The organism is Micromonospora sp. NPDC047756, from assembly GCF_055587245.1.
On sequence record NZ_JBVJGQ010000006.1, the window covers coordinates 1 to 17372 of the forward strand.

A 17372-nucleotide genomic window follows, 5' to 3' on the forward strand; every position below is an offset into this window, starting at 1 on the left:
GATCGGCAATGAGCCACCCAAGCAATCATCGACGCCGAACCTAGCGGCAACCAGCCGAACCGATCACCACGTACATAGAAGCGTCTTGCAGTTTCTGTCGCGGCATAAGGGGCATATCCCTCATTCCGGCGACCGAAAGTGCAAGATCGGCGCGATGGGGCGTGACGGGGCGCGATGGGGCGCGTGTGCAAGATCGGCGCGATGGGGCGCGTGTGCAAGGTCGGCGCGGTGGGGCGTGCGAGGGCGCTAGGTCGGCGCCCGGTGGGTGGCACCGAGGCCGTCAGTGCCACGGGTGGCACTGAGGCCGTCCGTGCCGCGCCCGGTGGGGCGTGTGGGTGCGGGGTGGCTGGGGCCTGGGTCAGTGGCGGCCGTTTTCGGCTGGGGTGACGGTCAGGCGGTGGCGACTGGCGTCGCTGCTGGAGAACGGCCAGAGCCGGTCGGCGTACTCGACCAGGTCGGCCAGCTGATCTCGGCTCAGCCCGGCCGAGGAGATCTCCGCGTGGACATCGGCCCGGTACCGGCCGTCGTTGTCCCGCCCCAGCTTCGCCTCCGCGCGGACCTGCACGGTGTGGGCCTCGTCGGTGATCTCCCCGGCCACCTCCACCGCCGCGTGGTGCAGGCAGGAGGCGAAGGCCGCGGCCAGCAACTGTTCCGGGGTCAGCCCGGTGCAGTGCGGCGCCAGCGGTGAGGCCAGCGCGGTGGAGAGCCCGCCATCGTCGGTGCGTACGTGACCGCCCTCGGCGGTCGCTGTGGCCTCACGCAGCCAGGAACTCTGATCCGGCATCGCGTTTCTCCCGTCGCTCACCAGCCGGCTACCCCTTCGCCGCCCGGCGAAACGCCGCAGGGCCGCGGCCGGCGAGACGCCGCGGGGCCGCGCCCGGCGAGACGCCGCGGGGCCGCGCCCGGCGAGACGCCGCGGGGCCGCGCCCGGCGAGACGCCGCGGGGCTGCGGCCGGCGAGACGCCGCAGGGCCCCGCCCGGCGAGATGCCGCGGGGTCGCGCCGTCAGCGCCCGGCGGGCAGGTTCGGCTCGTCCACCAGCGCCACCGCCTCGGTGGCCTCCGCGGCGGCCCGTTCGGTCCACGGCGACGTCGAGGCCGGCCGGCGGGTCGTCGGGATCGTCATCGGCACGTACACCCGGGCGTCCACGGCCTCGGCCAGCAGCAGCGCGGCGACCAGGCTGGTCGGACGCTGCTCGGGGTCGTCGGCGAGGCAGGAGTGGCACAGCTCGGCGACCTCCGGTGGGAGCCCCGGAATGTCGGGCAGCGGCTCTGGGGGCTGACACCGGCGGGCGACGAGCAACTCGCTGGAGGTGGTAGCGCGGTAGGGCAGGCGGGCCGTCAGGCTGTAGTAGAGGAGCACGCCGAGGGCGTACATGTCGGCGGCGGGGGTGGCGGGCGCCTCGTCCAGCTGCTCGGGCGCCAGGTACGCCGGGGTGCCGAGCACCATGCCGGTCGGCATCGGGTCGGCCTCTCCGGCGGCGATGGCGATGCCGAAGTCGAGCACCTTCACCCCGGCCGGGGTGAGGATGACGTTGGCGGGTTTGACGTCCCGGTGCACGATGCCCTCGGCGTGCGCGGCGGCCAGCGCGGCGGCGACCTCCGCGCAGACCCGCACCGCGATCTGCCAGTCCAGCGGCCCGGCGCGCAGGTGCACGGCGAGTGTCTCACCCTCGGCCAGCTCCATGACGATGTAGGGCACCGGTCGGCCCGGCCACGTCGTGGAGGTGCCGAAGTCGTGCACGCTCGCCACGTTGGGGTGTTCCAGCCGGGCCGCCGACCGGGCCTCCGCCCGGATCCGGTCCACCGGGCCGTCCCGATCGTCGCGGCCGGGGGAGATGAGCTTCACCGCGACCGGCCGGTCCAGCACCTGGTCGTAGGCGCGCCACACCTCGGACATCCCGCCCACTCCGATGCGCTGTTCGAGCCGGTACCGCTCGTCCAGCATCCGCATCGACCGCTCCTCGTCCTCGCCCCGCCGACGGCCGGGTTGCTCCGATCGCGGTACCCGCCCCCCGAACTGGGCAAACCGAGGCCCGTTCGGGGCACGCGGGCCCCGCACACCTCGCTGCGCCGAAGCGGTGGGTGCGGTAGCTTGCGAGCCAGAGCCGGCGTCACCGAGTGTGCCGGAACGGTCACCCAAGGGGGCGCCGCGATGAGCGAGGTCACCGTACGCTTCGTCGGCGGGCCCGCGGACGGCCTGGTTCGGCTGCTGCCGGCCGGGTCGGACGGCGCCCCACCCCAGCGTTGGATCATGCGCCACCCGGACGGCACCGGGCCGGTGCAGCCCGGCCCCGACCACCTCTACGAACGCGACCGGCCCGACGAGGCCGGCGGCTGGAGCATGCGGTTCGTGCGCACCGACGCGTACGGGGTGTCCGAGTGACCACGAGGCGGGGCTGACCGGTGGTGTCGCCGGCGTCGCGTCGGCCCGCCCGCACAGCTCGCGCACAGCTTCCGCAGGGGCGCGGCACAGGCGTGGCGGCCACCATGGGGCCCATGGTCATGAACGGGCAGGCCGCGCCGAGCCGGATCGAGCTGCGTCGCCCCGACGGGGAACCCGTCCGGGTTCTGGTGGTCGACGACGAACCCACGCTCACCGACCTGCTGTCGATGGCCCTGCGCTACGAGGGCTGGCAGGTCCGCACCGCCGGCAACGGCATGGCGGCGTTGAGCACCGCCCGACAGTTCCAGCCGGATGCCGTGGTGCTCGACGTGATGCTGCCCGACCTGGACGGCTTCCAGGTGCTGCGCCGGCTGCGCGAGCACGCCCCCTCCGTGCCGGTGCTCTTCCTGACCGCCCGCGACGCGGTCGAGGAACGTATCGCCGGGTTGACCGTGGGCGGCGACGACTACGTGACCAAACCGTTCAGCCTGGAGGAGGTGATCGCCCGACTGCGCGCGCTGCTGCGCCGCTCCGGGCTGGCGATCGCCGCGCAGGAGGAGGCGGTGCTGACCGTCGGTGACCTCAGCCTCGACGAGGACAGCCACGAGGTCCGCCGGGCCGGTCAGCTGGTCACCCTCACCGCGACCGAGTTCGAGCTGCTGCGGTACCTGATGCGCAATCCGCGCCGGGTGCTGAGCAAGGCGCAGATCCTCGACCGGGTGTGGAACTACGACTTCGGCGGCCAGGCCAACGTGGTGGAGCTCTACATCTCGTACCTGCGTAAGAAGATCGACGCCGGCCGGGCACCGATGATCCACACGCTGCGCGGCGCGGGTTATGTCCTCAGACCCGCCGAGTAGGCGCCGCCGGCTGCGCGCCGCCCGTGGGTGGCTGGCCGGGCGCTCCCTGCGTACCCGACTGGTGTTTGCCCTGCTCGCGCTTCTCGCGTTGGTGAGCGTCGCGATCGGGGGCCTGACCACCGTGGCGCTGCGGCATTTCCTGATCGACCGGCTCGACGCCCAGCTGGCCCCCGCGACGGCCATGCGGGGCGACCGTCCGGGGCGGCCGGCCTTCCCCGGTGACGGACCGGGCATCCCACCCGGGCTGCCGTCCGGCACTGTGGTCGCCGAGATCACCGACGGTCGCGTGACCAGCGCCCGGACCCTGACCAGGAGCGTCTCCGACGAGTTTCCCGACCCGCAGCCCGTCCAGGTGGGGGAGGTCGCCGTCCTGGCCGACCTGCCGGTCGACGCCAGACCGCGCACCGTCGACCTCGGCGATCGCGGTGACTACCGGGCCGTGGCCCGCCGGTACTGGGAAGGCCGGGTACGCGTCGTCGCGATCCCCCTCTCCGGTGTCCAGGAGACCATCTGGGCGCTTGTCGCCGCGCAGGCCGGGGTGGCCGCGGTCGGGCTGCTGCTGGCCGGCGTGGCGGGCGCGTTGATCGTGCGGGCGACCCTGCGACCGCTGCACCGGGTGGCCGCCACCGCCACCCGCGTCACCGAACTGCCCCTGGACCGTGGGGAGGTGGCGCTCGCCGTCCGGGTCCCGGCCGCCGACACCGACAGCCGCACCGAGGTCGGCCAGGTCGGGGCGGCGCTGAACCGGATGCTGGGCCACGTCGCCGACGCGCTCTCCGCCCGGCAGGCCAGCGAGACCCGGGTACGCCAGTTCGTCGCCGACGCCAGCCACGAGCTGCGGACGCCGCTCGCGGCGATCCGTGGCTACGCCGAGGTGGCCCGCCGTGGCCGCGACGAGGTTCCCCCCGACGTGGCGCACGCGCTGCGCCGGGTGGAGTCGGAGAGCACCCGGATGACCAGCCTCGTCGACGATCTGCTGCTGCTGGCCCGCCTCGACACCGGCCGGCCGCTCGCTGTCGAACCGGTGGACCTGACCGCTCTGCTGGTGAACGCGGTCAGTGACGCGCACGTCGCCGGCCCCGAACACCGCTGGCAGCTCGACCTGCCCGAGGTGGCGATCCGGGTGCCCGGCGACGAGGCCCGGCTGCACCAGGTGGTGGCGAACCTGCTCAGCAACGCCCGCGTGCACACCCCGCCCGGCAGCACTGTCACCACCACCCTTGCCGTCGACGCCGCCAGTGCCGTGCTCACCGTCGCCGACGACGGGCCGGGCGTGCCGGCGCAGCTGCAACCGGAGATGTTCGAGCGGTTCGCCCGGGGCGACAGCTCCCGGTCCCGCGCGCACGGCAGCACCGGCCTCGGCCTGGCGATCGTCGCGGCGGTGGTGGAAGCCCACCACGGCGCGGTCACGGTGCAGAGCCGTCCCGGTCGGACGGTGTTCACCGTCCGGCTGCCGAATCCCACAGCTGACGCATAGTCTGCGCACGGGGTCGCGCCAGCCTGGCCCCCGAGGCTGGCCGCATGGACAGAACAAAGACCCTGCCGACGGCGCCCGCCGCACCCGAGCCGCCGACGGACGCCCGCCCCGACGAGGACTCGCCGCAGACGCGCCGCCCGCCGGCCTGGGCCCAGCCCGCGCTGGTGATCCTGCTGCTGGCCACCGGTCTGCTCTACCTGTGGGGGCTGGGCGCGTCGGGCTGGGCGAACTCGTTCTACGCGGCGGCCGTGCAGGCCGGCTCGGTGAGCTGGAAGGCGTTCCTCTACGGCTCGTCGGACGCCGCCAACTCCATCACCGTCGACAAGACACCCGCGTCGCTGTGGCTGATGGCCCTGTCCGTACGGATCTTCGGGCTGAACAGCTGGGCGATGCTCGTACCGCAGGCGATCTGCGGGGTCGCCTCGGTGGGCGTGCTCCACGCGACGGTGAAGCGCTGGTACGGGCCGGCCGCCGCTCTGATCGCCGGCGCGGTCCTCGCGGTCACCCCGGTGGCGACGCTGATGTTCCGGTTCAACAACCCCGACGCGCTGCTGGTCCTGCTGCTGGTCGCCGGGGCGTACGCCACCGTGCGCGCGCTGGAGACGGCAAGCACCCGGTGGATCGTGCTGGTCGGTGTGCTCGTCGGCTTCGGCTTCCTCACCAAGATGTTGCAGGCGTTCCTCGTGGTGCCGGTCTTCGCCGGCGTCTACCTGCTGGCCGCGCCGACCGGCCGGTGGCGGCGGGTCCGGCAGTTGCTGCTGGCGGGGCTGGCGGTGGTGGTCTCCGCCGGCTGGTGGGTGGCGCTCGTCGAGGTGGTGCCGGCGAGTGCCCGCCCGTACATCGGCGGCTCGCAGGGCAACAGCATCCTGGAGTTGACCCTCGGCTACAACGGACTCGGCCGGATCACCGGCGAGGAGGTCGGCAGCGTCGGCGGTGGTGGCCCCCGGCCGGGCGGCGGAGGTGGCCCGTTCTCCGGGCAGAACGGCGTGCTGCGGATGTTCGGTGGCGAGATCGGCGGTCAGGTCTCCTGGCTGTTGCCGGCCGCGCTGATCCTGCTGGTCGCCGGTCTGCTGCTGGCCGGGCGGGCGGCCCGCACCGACCGCACCCGGGCCGGGCTGCTGCTCTGGGGCGGTTGGCTGCTGGTCACCGGCCTGATCTTCAGCTTCATGTCCGGGATCTTCCACGCCTACTACACGGTGGCGCTCGCACCGGCGATCGGCGCGCTCGTCGGCATCGGTGTGACGCTGCTCTGGCGGCACCGCCGACTGCGGCCCGCGCCCGGCGACGCTGGCGGCACGCGCTGGCAGCGGTGGAGTCCGCTGGCCGCCACGGCGACCCTCGCCGGCACCCTCGCGGTCACCGTCTGGTGGGCGTGGGTGCTGCTCGGGCGCAGCCCCGACTGGTGCCCGTGGCTGCGGACGACTGTGCTCGTCGCCGGCCTGGTCGGCGCAGTGCTGCTCCTGCTCGTCACCCGACTGCCCCGCCGGTTGGTGCCGGTGGTGCTGGGCCTGGGCGCGGCGGCGGCCCTCGCCGGCCCGGTGGCGTACGCGGTGCAGACCGCCGCGACCCCGCACACCGGGTCGATCCCGAGCGCCGGCCCGTTCGTGGCGGGCGGATTCGGCCGGGGCGGCTTCCCCGGCGGGCGACCGCCCGGCGGCATGGAACTGCCGGCCGGCGGCCAACTCCCTGGCGGCGGCCAGTTCCCGGGCGGCTTCCCGGGCGGCGGCCAGTTCCCCGGCGGCGGCCAGAACGGTGGCGGCCAGAACGGTGGCGGGCAGAACGGCGGCCGCAATGGCGGTCAGGGGCCCGCCTTCCCGAGCGGTGGTCGTAACGGCGCACCCGGCTTCCCGGGCGGTCAGGGCCCCGGCGCCACCGGCGGGCAGGGGCGTTCGGCCGGTGGGGGCATGGGCGGGCTGCTCGACGCCCGTGAGCCGAGCGCCGCACTGCGCGAGCTGCTGGAGCGCGACAGCGCGGACTACACGTGGGTGGCCGCGACCATCGGCTCGAACAACGCGTCCGGTTACCAGCTCGCCACCGGTGACCCGGTGATGGCGATCGGCGGGTTCAACGGCAGTGACCCGTCACCGACGCTGGCGCAGTTCCAGCGCTACGTGGCCGACGGGAAGGTCCACTACTTCGTCGGTGGCGGTGGCTTCCGGGCCAACGGCGGCAGCGCGGCCTCCCAGGAGATCGCCGCCTGGGTCGCGGAGACGTTCACGGCGCAGACCGTCGACGGGGTCACCCTCTACGACCTCAGCGCCCCTGCGGGGGCGTCGTGACGATGCTGGGCGGACCACGGCCCGCCATCCAGGCACGACCCACCGCCGCCGTGCTGGACGTGGTCATCCCGGTGCACAACGAGGAGGTCGACCTCGGGCCGTGCGTACGACGACTGCACGCCCACCTGAGCGCACACTTCCCGTACCCGTTCCAGATCACCGTCGCCGACAACGCCAGCGTCGACGACACCCTCAAGGTGGCCGACGGCCTGGCCGCTGAACTGCCCGGCGTCGAGGTGCTGCACCTGGATGCCAAGGGGCGGGGGCGAGCGCTGTCGGCCGCCTGGTCGGCGTCGTCAGCGCCGGTGCTGGCGTACATGGACGTGGACCTCTCCACCGACCTGGCGGCGCTGTTACCCCTTGTCGCGCCGCTCATCTCCGGCCACTCCGACCTGGCGATCGGCACCCGGCTGGCGCGTACCTCCCGGGTGGTGCGTGGCACCAAACGGGAGGTGATCTCCCGGGCCTACAACCTGCTGCTGCGCGGTGCGTTGGCGGCGCGGTTCTCCGACGCGCAGTGCGGGTTCAAGGCGATCCGGGCCGACGTGGCCATGGAACTGCTGCCGGTGGTGCGCGACACCGGCTGGTTCTTCGACACGGAGCTGCTGGTGCTGGCCCAGCGGGCGGGGCTGCGCATCCACGAGGTGCCGGTGGACTGGATCGACGACCCGGACAGCCGCGTGGACATCGTCGCCACCGCCCTGGCCGACCTGCGCGGCGTGGGTCGGCTGGGCCGGGCGCTGCTGACCGGGACGCTGCCTCTGGCCGACCTGCGCGCGCAACTCGGCCGGGAGCCGTTGACCGGGCGGCGAGCGCAATCGGGCGAGACGCCGTTGACCGGGCTCCGTGTGCAGGCGGGCGGAACGCCGCTGACCAGGTCGGGGACCGAGCCCGGCTCGGCGCTGCCGGGGCAGCTGCCGGTCGGGTTGCCCCGGCAGCTGGTCCGGTTCGCGGCGGTCGGTGTGGCGAGCACGCTCGCGTACCTGCTGCTGTTTGTGGCCATTCGGGGCCTGCTCGGCGCGCAGCCGGCGAACCTGTTGGCATTGTTGGTGACCGCGGTGGCGAACACGGCCGCGAACCGGCGGCTGACGTTCGGCATCAGTGGACGCCGCCACGCCGCCCGGCATCACGCGCAGGGGTTGCTGGCCTTCGCCCTCGGCCTGGCGTTGACCAGCGGCGCGTTGGCAGTACTCCATGCCGTCTCGGCCGTGCCGGGCCGGTCGGTGGAGCTGGCCGTGCTGGTGGCCGCGAACCTGGCCGCCACAGTGTTGCGGTTCGTGCTGCTGCGCCTCGGCATGCACCACCGCTAGCCCCACCCCTCGTCGATCTTGCACTTCCTGTCCTGACAAGAGTGCGCAAAAGGCGCGCTATGACCACCGGAAGTGCAAGATCGGCGGGGCGGGGCGGGGCGGGGTCAGCCGACCAGCATCTCGGTGAGGACCTCGACGACGCGTCGGGTGTGCCGCCCGTCGGGGTCCTCGTCGACGTTCAGGTCGGTCACGCTCATCCCGAGCAGCCGGTCGGCGCGGGCCAGCGGCGTGACCAACGCGATCAGATCCGCCCAGCGCGGGCCGTCCGGTTCGGGGTAGGTCACCGCGGGCAGGTCGCGCGGGTCCACCACGTCCAGGTCGAGGTGCAGCCAGGCAGGTCCGTCGCCGTCGGCGGCCAGGCTCGCGCCGACCGTCGCCGCGCCCCGGCGCAGCAGCTCGGCGGCGTTGATCTGGTGGATCGCCGGGTCGATCCGGGCCGCCTCGACCCGGCTGCTCTCGTCGGTGGCGGGGCGGTGTCCGAGCAGGTGGACGCGGCCGGGCTCGATCAGGACGCCGCCGGGGCCGACGGCGGCGGGGCCGTACCCGGTGACCACCGAGAGGTCCATGTCGGCGGCCTCACCGGTCGGTGAGGTCGTGCCGTCGAGGAAGTCCGGGTGGGCGTCGACGAACCACAGGTCGGTCGCCGGGGGTAGGGCCCGGCAGATGCCGGGCAGGATCGCGCAGTCGCCGCCGAGCACCAGTGGTCGGTGGCCGTCCGCGACCAGCGCGCCGATCCGCGCGGCGATGGCGCCGCCGGCCCGGACCAGGCCCGCCGCGCCGATCACCCCGCTGACCGGGTCGCGGTTCGGGTCGCGCAACCGCGCCTCGTCGATCTGCCCGTCGTCGTCGGCGGCCAGGGCCTCGCGCAGGCCGGCGCGGCGCAGCGCGGTCGGGGCCCGCTCCTCGCCGCGCCCGCCTCCGGAGGAGTCCAGCGGCGCGTCCACGATCATCCAGGGCACGTCCGCAGCGTACCGGCGCGGGCGGCCGTCCCGGCCGCATTCTGTGGTGCGGCTGGGAGTACGCCGATGTGCCGGCGACGGCGACGACCAGCGGCGTACGGTGAGGGACAAGTCCGGCTTTCTGGGTCAAAAGCCTCATCGGTGTACGCCCTGGACGCCGGTGTCGAGGCGGCGAGGGCAAGGAGCGATCGGTGGAACATCTGGCCTACCTGGACGCGGGGTCCGGCAGCCTGATCGTGCAGGCGGTCGTCGGTGGGGTGGCGGGCGCCGCGGTCGCCGCGAAACTCTACTGGCGACGACTGGTCGACCGGTTCCGCCGGCAACCCACCGACCAGCGCTGAGCGGACCAGCCCCGACGATGGCGATCTCACCCACCGAGGTACGGCCCGAGCCGGCCTCCTTCCGCGACCCCGCCAACCGGGTCTTCCACGTCGGCGACGAGGTGCTGCGCGGGCTGGACCCCCAGGCCGCCGAGCACTGGCGGGCACTGACCGGCAGCACGTTCTTTCCGGCGCTCGTCGCCGCGCGCAAGGTCTGCGCCACCGAGGACGCACCGCCCACCCTGGTGCCGGCCGCTGGCGCACCGTGGGCGGCGGTGCTGCGCCACGAGCGCATCCCGTTCGTCTCCCACCCGTACGAGTGGTCGTTCAGCATGCTGCGCGACGCCGCCCTGCTGCACCTGGAGATCCTGACCGCCGCGCTCGGCGAGGGTTTCACCACCAAGGACGGCTCGGCCTACAACCTCCAGTGGCGCGGCGCAGAGCCGGTCTTCATCGACATCGGCTCCTTCGAACCGGTGCGCGACGGCGAACCGTGGGCCGGCTACCGGCAGTTCTGCCAGACCGTGCTCTACCCGCTGCTGCTCACCGCCCACCTGGGCGTCGACTTCCAACCGTGGCTGCGCGCCCGGGTCGACGGCATCGAGGCCGACGAGCTGCGACCGCTGTTCACCGGGACCCGCCGGCTGCGCCCCGGCGTGCTGACCCACCTGCACCTGCACGGGGCCATGCAGCAACGCAACGCCGCCGCCAGCACCACCGAGGTACGCGACCAACTGCGGGCCGCCGGCTTCTCCCGGGAGTTGCTGCTCGCCACCGTCCGCGGCATCGAGAAACTGGTCCGCAAGCTGGACCGCCGCCCGCCCGAGAGCCACTGGTCGGACTACCAACGCACCTGCGGCTACTCGGCTCGCGACCGGGTGGCGAAGGAGCAGTTCGTGGCCGTGGCGGTGGCCGCCGGCGCCCGCCCCCGGCTGGTGCTCGACCTCGGCGCCAACGACGGCCGGTACTCCCGGCTGGCGGCCGGGCACGCCGACTACGTGGTCGCCGTCGAGCAGGACCCCACCGTCGTCGACGAGTTGTACCGACAGCTGCGCTCCGAGGGGCAGCGCCGCATCCTGCCGCTGGTGCTGGATCTGGCCGACCCCTCGCCCGGTGGCGGCTGGCGGGGCGTCGAGCGGGCCGGCTTCGCCGAGCGGGCGTCCGCCGACGTGGTGCTCGCCCTGGCCGTGGTGCACCACCTGGCGATCGGGCGCAACGTGCCGCTGCCGGAGGTCATCGACTGGCTGGCCGGGCTGACCGCGCCGGGCGGCGCGGTGGTGGTGGAGTTCGTCCACCCGGAGGACCCGATGGCGACCCGGCTGCTGGCCAACAAGCCCGCCGGTCTCTTCCCGGACTACCGACGCGACACCTTCGAGGCGCTGCTGGCCGCCCGGGGACGGATCACCGACCGGCTGGAACTGCCCTCGGGCACCCGCACGCTCTACCGAACGGTGATCGGTGGCTGAACCGGTCGCCGCCGACCAGCCCGGACCGGCCCCGGCCGGCGCGGCCGGTCCGGCCCCGGCCGGCTCGTCGGGCGTGCTGTCGCGGCAGGAGGTACGGGGCTGGCGCGGGGAGCTGGCACGGGTGCTGGAGATCGCCGCGCTGGTCGGTCTCGTGGTCACCCAACCGCTGCTGGACGTGCTCGGCCGCAGCCCCGACTTCTTCCTCTTCCACCGCGCCGACCCGGCCCAGATCCTGCTGCTGCTCACCCTGGTGACGGTGCTCCCCACGGCCGCGGTGGCGCTGCTCGGCGCGCTGAGCCGACTGGCCGGCCGGACCGCCCGCGCCGTCACCCACACCGGGCTGGTCGGGCTGCTGGTCGCCGCCCTCGCCGTGCAGGTGGGCCGACACGTCACGCCGCTTCGGGGCGTACCGCTGCTGCTGGTTGCCGTGCTGGTCGGAGCCGCCGGCGCGGCCGCGCACCGGCGGTGGCGGGCGCCGGGCCGGGTGTTGCGACTGGCCGCCGCAGGCCCGGTGGCCTTCGTGGCGCTGTTCCTGCTCGCCTCACCCACCTCGGCGGTCGTCCTGCCGCGCGGCGACGGCGGCGCGGCCGGCACCGCGCAGGGCTCGGCCGTGCACCCGCCGGTGGTCATGCTGATCCTCGACGAGCTGCCACTGGTCAGCCTGCTCGGCGCGGACGGGAAGATCGACGCCGGGCGGTACCCGCACTTCGCCGAGCTGGCCGGCGGCTCCACCTGGTACCGCAACTCGACAGGGGTCAGCGGGTGGACGCCCAACGCCCTGCCGGCGATGCTCACCGGCCGCTACCCGGCCAAGCCGGTCGCCCCGCACTACTCGCAGTACCCGGACAACATCTTCACCGCCTTCGGCGGCCTGTACGACATCCGCGCCGAGGAGAGCATCACCCGGCTCTGCCCACCCAGCCGCTGCGAGCAGCCGGTAACCCCGGAGCAGGGGCTCGGCGTGCTGGTCCGGGAGACCGGCAAGCTGCTCGGCCGGGTCGCCGGGCCCACCGACAGCGCCGTCGACCCGGAGGACTCCTACCGCGAGCAGACACGCGCCGAGGCCGGCCTGGACGCCGCCGAACCGGTGCCGGCCGACCCGAAGTTCCGCTGGGACAGCCTGGACGACAACCAACCGGCCCGGTTCACCAGCTTCCTGGCCGGGCTGAAGCCGACCGCCCGGCCCACCCTGCACTTCCTGCACCTGCTGATGCCGCACTCACCGTGGGCGTACCTGCCGTCCGGGGCGCGCTACGACGCCCCCGAGGACCTGCCCAACGACGGCGCCGGCTGGGTCGACCTGGCCCGGGCGCGGCACCTCGCCCAGCTCGGCTACACCGACCGGCTGATCGGCGAGACGGTGCGGACGCTGCGCGCCAACGGCCTCTACGACCAGGCCCTCGTCGTGGTGACCGCCGACCACGGGGTCAGCTTCCGCCCCGGCGCGCAGGGCCGCGGCATGGACGCCATCAAGGCCGCCGCCGGCGAGGTCGCCTGGGTGCCGACGTTCGTCAAGGAACCCCGGCAACAGAGCGGCCGGGTGGACGACCGCAACTGGGAACACGTCGACCTGCTGCCGACCGTGGCCGACGAGGCCGGCATCCGGCTGCCCTGGCGGGTCGACGGGCGCTCCGCCCGGCAGGCCCCCCGCACCGACGGCACGAAACACTTCTACGACCGCCCCGGCGAGCCGGTCACCTTTCCCGGTGGCGTGCCTGCCCCACCACCCCTGCCGACACCCCACCCCCTGGTCGGCACCGAGGTACGCGCCGCCCCCGCCGCCGGCAGCGCCCGGGTCGCCGACCTCGCGGCGTTCACCGCCACCGACCCGGACACCGGCACCCTTCCGGCACTGGTCTGGGGCGACGTCCCGGACCGGATCCCGGACGGCACCCTCCTCGCCGTCGCCGTCAACGGCCGCATCGGGGCCGTCGTCCCGGTGGTGCCGGCCGACCCCGGCGGACGCCGGTTCGCCGCGCTGCTCGCCGACGACACGCTGTTCCACGCCGGCACCAACCGGCTCGACGTCTTCCAGGTCGCGACGGACGGTACGCTGCGACGCCTCACCCTCTCCTGACCTGGCTTCCGGGTCCGGTCCGGCCTGGGTGCCGGGTTGATCCGGCTCGGCTTGCGGGCCCCCGCCCGGTCCGGTCCCGTCTGGCGGGATACCGGGTTTCCCGGCCGCCCGGTCGGGAATCGGGTGACGCATACCTCACCGCCGAACCACGGCGGGCGTTGTCCCCCGAGCCGCAATTACGGTAGAAGCGAAGGCAATTCAACGTAGATCTGCCGGCGAAGCGAGGAACCACATGACGGAAGTCAAGCTCGATCACCCCGGTGGGCAGCTGTCGATGCCGGTGCATCCTGCGGTCGAGGGCCCCGCCGGTGTCGGGGTGAGCAAGCTGCTGAAGGAAACCGGGATGACCACGTACGACCCCGGTTTCGTCAACACCGCCGCTGCCTCATCCGCGATCACCTACATCGACGGCGACGCGGGCATCCTGCGTTACCGGGGGTACCCGATCGAGCAGCTGGCCGAGAAGTCCTCCTTCCTGGAGGTCTCCTACCTGCTCATCTACGGTGAGCTGCCGACCGAGCAGCAGCTGACCGAGTTCACCGAGTGGATTCGGCGGCACTCGCTGCTGCACGAGGAGATGCGCCGCTTCTTCGACGGCTTCCCCCGGGACGCCCACCCGATGGCGGTGCTCTCGTCCGCGGTGAGCGCCCTGTCCACCTTCTACCAGGACAGCCTGGACCCGTTCGACTCCGAGCACGTGGAGATCTCCACGGTCCGGCTGATGGCGAAGGTCCCCACCATCGCCTCGTACGCGTACAAGAAGTCCATCGGCCAGCCGCTGCTGTACCCGGACAACTCGCTGGGGTACGTGGACAACCTGCTGCGGATGACGTTCGGCGTGCCGGCGGAGCCGTACGAGGTCGACCCGGTGATGTCGAAGGTGCTGGACATGCTCTTCGTCCTGCACGCCGACCACGAGCAGAACTGCTCCACGTCGACCGTCCGCCTGGTCGGCTCCAGCAACGCCAACCTGTTCGCCTCGGTCTCGGCCGGCGTGAACGCGCTGTTCGGCCCCCTGCACGGCGGCGCCAACCAGGCGGTGCTGGAGATGCTCCAGCAGATCCACGCCGGCGACGGCGACGTCCGGTCCTTCGTCCGCAAGGTCAAGGACAAGCAGGACGGCGTCAAGCTGATGGGCTTCGGCCACCGGGTCTACAAGAACTACGACCCGCGGGCGGCGATCGTCAAGAAGGCAGCGCAGGACGTGCTGGGCCGGATGGCCAAGCCCGACCCGCTGCTGGACATCGCCATGGAGCTGGAGGAGATCGCCCTCGCCGACGACTTCTTCGTCTCCCGTCGGCTCTACCCGAACGTGGACTTCTACACCGGCCTGATCTACAAGGCCATGGGCTTCCCGACCAAGATGTTCACGGTGCTCTTCGCGCTCGGCCGGCTCCCCGGCTGGATCGCCCAGTGGCGCGAGATGATCAACGACCCGGAGACCAAGATCGGCCGTCCGCGGCAGGTCTACGTCGGCTCCGCCGAGCGGGACTACGTCCCCTTCAACGAGCGCTGACCTCCGCTCCTCGCTTCACCAGCAGGCCGTCGACCCCTCCGGGTCGGCGGCCTGTCGCGTGTCGCTTCTTCTCGGTCGCGACATGTCGGTCGGCCCCGCCGGGTCCTGGCTTGATCGACTCGGTTTCCTGAAAGTCGGGGCATCGGCGGCGCTGGGATACCGCGCCTTCACGGGACCCGAGTCGATCACGGTTGACTGTCGGCCGGGGCGGGGTCAGAAGGCGGAGATGTCCTGCGCCCGCTCGCTGCGACTCAACGCGCTGATCAGCGCGGACTGACCACGGCGGCGGACGGCCAGGCGGACCAGCAGGTCGCGAACGGGGTCGAAGACCTCCGCCGGGAACTCCGGTGTGGGCACGCCGACGCTCACCGCGAGGTCGTCGGAGTGGACCACGATCTCCAACTGGCGGGTGAGCAGGAAGTCACCGCGCCGCAGGGCCCAGCCCTGCCACGGAATCGGTACGACGTCCTCAACCGCGCCGCGCGCCAGCAGGTTGCCCGCCTCCTCCAGCGCGGCGGCGGATCGGGCGTGCAGGTCGGCGGGGCCTCGGGTCGCGTCGGCTTCGTCGTCGCTCGCGGCGACCGAGGCTTCGTCCGGGGTTCCCTCGCTGACCCACGCGGCCCGCTCGTAGTGGTCGTCGGCCGACTCCAGCACCGGCAGGTCGCTCGGCGTCGGCAGCAGCTCCGCCACCCGGACCGCCTGCCGCCCCAGGTGGCACGCCAGGCCGCCGATGGACAGGTGCGGCAGCACACTCGGAAGCGACCACTGCTCCGACACCTCGGGTCGACGGATCAGGTCCAGCGCGATCGAGGCGGCAACCGGGAAGCTGGCATCCAGGGCGTCGGCAGGACGAGACATTCGCACATTCTGACAGGCCCCACCGACGAGCGCCGAGCGGCGAGGCGCGCCCGAAAGGGCGAGATCGACTCGCGTTGCAGGAAGTCGGGGTGTCCCCGGCACTGGGACACCCCGACTTCAAGGAAACCGAGTCGATCAACCGGGCCGGGCCGGGCCCAGACCGCGCCGGGCCCAGACCGCGCCGGGCCCAGACCGAGCCGAGCCGGGCCCAGACCGCGCCGGGCCCAGACCGCGCCGGGCCCAGACCGGGCCGGGCCCAGACCAGGCCGGCTGGGTCAGCGCAGGCCGGCGGCGGCCAGCAGGTTGCCCTCGGGAAGCGCCGGGAGGGCGCGGCCCTGCGACATCCGCTGCTCGGCGCGCTCGGCGGTGAACGCGGCGTCGTGCTGGATGGCAGCGGCGTAGCTGGCGGCGGTGCGCTGGGCGATCGCGGCCCAGCCGTACTGGTCGTGGACCGTCCGGCGGGCGTTGCGGGCCATGACGCGGGCGCGGTCGGGGTCCGACAGGAGCGCGTCCACGGCGTCGGCGAGGCTGTCCGGGTCGTGCGGGCGGAAGGTCATCCCGGTGACGCCCGGCTCGACGATCTCGCCGAGGCCGCCGGTGGCGGCGACGGCCAGGGGAGCGCCGGCGGCGGCCCCTTCCAGGGCCACCATGCCGAACGGCTCGTAGATGCTCGGCACGGCGAAGCAGTCGGACGCGGCCATCAGCGCCGGCAGGTCGGTGCCGCCCAGGAAGCCCGGCATGGTGACCATGCCGCCGAGGCCGCGGAGGTGCACCTCGGCCTCCAACTCGGCACGGTACGGGCCGTCGCCGGCGATCACGGCCCGCAGGCCGGGGTGCCGCTCACGCAGTCGGGGGAGCGCGGCGATCAGGTGCTGGACGCCCTTCTCGTACACGAGGCGGCCGGCGAAGGTGACGAGCGGGCCGTCCGCGGCGAAACGGGCGCGGGCGGCGGCCACGGCGCGGGCGGGCACCTGCCAGCGGTGCGGCTCGACGCCGTTGGCGACCACGTCGACCCGTCCGGCCGGTACGCCGAACAGCGCGTTGACCTCGTCGCGCATGTAACCGGAGCAGACGATCACCCGGTTGGACTCGCTGCTGAGCCACTGCTCGACGCCGTGGATGGTGCGGTTCATCTCCTCCGGGAGCCAGCCCTGGTGGCGGCCGGCCTCGGTGGCGTGGATCGTGCTGACCAGCGGGATGTCCAGGTGGTCGCGCAACGTCATCGCGGTGTGCGCGACGAGCCAGTCGTGGGCGTGGATGACGTCGTACGAGCCGGCCTGGGTGGCGCGCAGGGCGGTGCGGGTGAGGGTGTGGTTGAACGCCATCGTCCAGGCCAGCAGCGAGTCGGTGGCGAGGGGGAAGGTCACCGGGTCTTCGGGGGCGCGCAGGATGCGCACGCCGTCGGCGTACTCCTCCAGCGGTGCGCCCTCGCTGTGCCGGGTGACGACGGTGACCTCGTGGCCGGCGGCGGCCAGGGCTACCGACAGGGCGTGCACGTGTCGGCCGAGGCCGCCGACGAGCACCGGCGGGTACTCCCAGGACAGCATGAGGATGCGACGGGTCTGCGGGGGCACCCCGGGGCCGGGCTGCGCCGGCACGACCGCGCCGGGCTGCGCGGACAGGCCGGACGGCGCGGGAAGACCGGGCTGGGTCGGGAGCTGGGGCCGGGAGGTCAGGGTGGGCCGGTGGGCCCGGTCCTTGGTGGCAGCGAGCTGCTCGTCGACCCGCAGGGTCGTCACATCAATCTCCGTCCATGCATGGTGGTGCGCGCCGGCGTCGGTGGCGGCGGAGTGAGAGGTGTAAGGGGTGGCCGAGGGCCTGGCGGGCACGCGCGAACGCTTGTCCCGGATCAAGGAAAGTCCATCG

General features: G+C 73.5%; 14 protein-coding genes. 9 read left to right on the top strand and 5 right to left on the bottom strand.

Translation table 11 applies throughout. The features are described 5' to 3' along the window. Positions 1–358: 358 nt before the first annotated feature. Together ACZ6NZ_RS19980 and ACZ6NZ_RS19985 are read right to left on the bottom strand one after the other, a co-directional pair. Positions 359–784 carry an OsmC family protein gene (locus ACZ6NZ_RS19980; protein ID WP_124819422.1) on the bottom strand — a complete coding sequence of 142 codons (426 nt, stop codon included), beginning with the start codon at positions 782–784 and terminating at the stop codon, positions 359–361. 220 nt (positions 785–1004) lie between these two features. Further along, positions 1005–1952 carry a serine/threonine-protein kinase gene (locus ACZ6NZ_RS19985; RefSeq protein ID WP_465859496.1) on the bottom strand — a complete coding sequence of 316 codons (948 nt, stop codon included), beginning with the start codon at positions 1950–1952 and terminating at the stop codon, positions 1005–1007. Positions 1953–2153: 201 nt separating this feature from the next. On the opposite strand from ACZ6NZ_RS19985, the gene ACZ6NZ_RS19990 reads away from it, so the two are divergent. The 5 genes from ACZ6NZ_RS19990 to ACZ6NZ_RS20010 all read left to right on the top strand — a co-directional run bounded on the left by ACZ6NZ_RS19990 (position 2154) and on the right by ACZ6NZ_RS20010 (position 8310). Continuing rightward, a complete protein-coding gene (locus ACZ6NZ_RS19990; RefSeq protein ID WP_091408172.1) occupies positions 2154–2384 on the top strand; it encodes a hypothetical protein in 231 nt (76 codons plus the stop codon). A 119-nt stretch (positions 2385–2503) separates the two neighbouring features. Continuing rightward, complete coding sequence (locus tag ACZ6NZ_RS19995; RefSeq protein WP_465860102.1) at positions 2504–3244, top strand: response regulator transcription factor; 741 nt, start codon at positions 2504–2506, stop codon at positions 3242–3244. Next, positions 3222–4721 (top strand): sensor histidine kinase, encoded by a 1500-nt coding sequence (locus ACZ6NZ_RS20000; protein ID WP_465859497.1) that lies wholly within the window; start codon positions 3222–3224, stop codon positions 4719–4721. Before ACZ6NZ_RS19995 ends, ACZ6NZ_RS20000 begins: the two co-directional genes overlap by 23 nt. Positions 4722–4765: 44 nt before the next feature. Then, on the top strand, positions 4766–7000 hold the full coding sequence (locus tag ACZ6NZ_RS20005) for an ArnT family glycosyltransferase (RefSeq protein ID WP_465859498.1): 2235 nt from the start codon (positions 4766–4768) through the stop codon (positions 6998–7000). 2 nt (positions 7001–7002) lie between these two features. Further along, positions 7003–8310, top strand: a complete 1308-nt coding sequence (locus ACZ6NZ_RS20010) for a bifunctional glycosyltransferase family 2/GtrA family protein (RefSeq protein WP_366611318.1) — start codon at positions 7003–7005, stop codon at positions 8308–8310. Positions 8311–8414: 104 nt separating this feature from the next. Here the strand turns inward: ACZ6NZ_RS20010 and ACZ6NZ_RS20015 are convergent, their stop codons facing one another. Continuing rightward, a complete protein-coding gene (locus ACZ6NZ_RS20015; RefSeq protein WP_465860103.1) occupies positions 8415–9260 on the bottom strand; it encodes an arginase family protein in 846 nt (281 codons plus the stop codon). Positions 9261–9460: 200 nt separating this feature from the next. Here ACZ6NZ_RS20015 and ACZ6NZ_RS20020 point away from each other — a divergent pair, with 200 nt between their 5' ends. The 4 genes from ACZ6NZ_RS20020 to ACZ6NZ_RS20035 all read left to right on the top strand — a co-directional run bounded on the left by ACZ6NZ_RS20020 (position 9461) and on the right by ACZ6NZ_RS20035 (position 14648). Beyond that, a complete protein-coding gene (locus ACZ6NZ_RS20020) occupies positions 9461–9610 on the top strand; it encodes a hypothetical protein (RefSeq protein WP_165947858.1) in 150 nt (49 codons plus the stop codon). A 17-nt stretch (positions 9611–9627) separates the two neighbouring features. Further along, a complete protein-coding gene (locus ACZ6NZ_RS20025; RefSeq protein WP_465859499.1) occupies positions 9628–11055 on the top strand; it encodes a class I SAM-dependent methyltransferase in 1428 nt (475 codons plus the stop codon). Next, complete coding sequence (locus ACZ6NZ_RS20030) at positions 11048–13132, top strand: sulfatase-like hydrolase/transferase (protein WP_465859500.1); 2085 nt, start codon at positions 11048–11050, stop codon at positions 13130–13132. The genes ACZ6NZ_RS20025 and ACZ6NZ_RS20030 overlap by 8 nt, the downstream gene beginning before the upstream one ends. A gap of 232 nt (positions 13133–13364) precedes the next feature. After that, positions 13365–14648, top strand: coding sequence for a citrate synthase (locus ACZ6NZ_RS20035; RefSeq protein WP_355009019.1), 1284 nt, complete (start codon positions 13365–13367; stop codon positions 14646–14648). Positions 14649–14861: 213 nt separating this feature from the next. Here the strand turns inward: ACZ6NZ_RS20035 and ACZ6NZ_RS20040 are convergent, their stop codons facing one another. Further along, on the bottom strand, positions 14862–15506 hold the full coding sequence (locus tag ACZ6NZ_RS20040) for a maleylpyruvate isomerase N-terminal domain-containing protein (protein ID WP_465859501.1): 645 nt from the start codon (positions 15504–15506) through the stop codon (positions 14862–14864). 275 nt (positions 15507–15781) lie between these two features. Further along, positions 15782–17245, bottom strand: coding sequence for a glycosyltransferase family 4 protein (locus ACZ6NZ_RS20045; RefSeq protein WP_465859502.1), 1464 nt, complete (start codon positions 17243–17245; stop codon positions 15782–15784). Positions 17246–17372 lie beyond the last annotated feature (127 nt).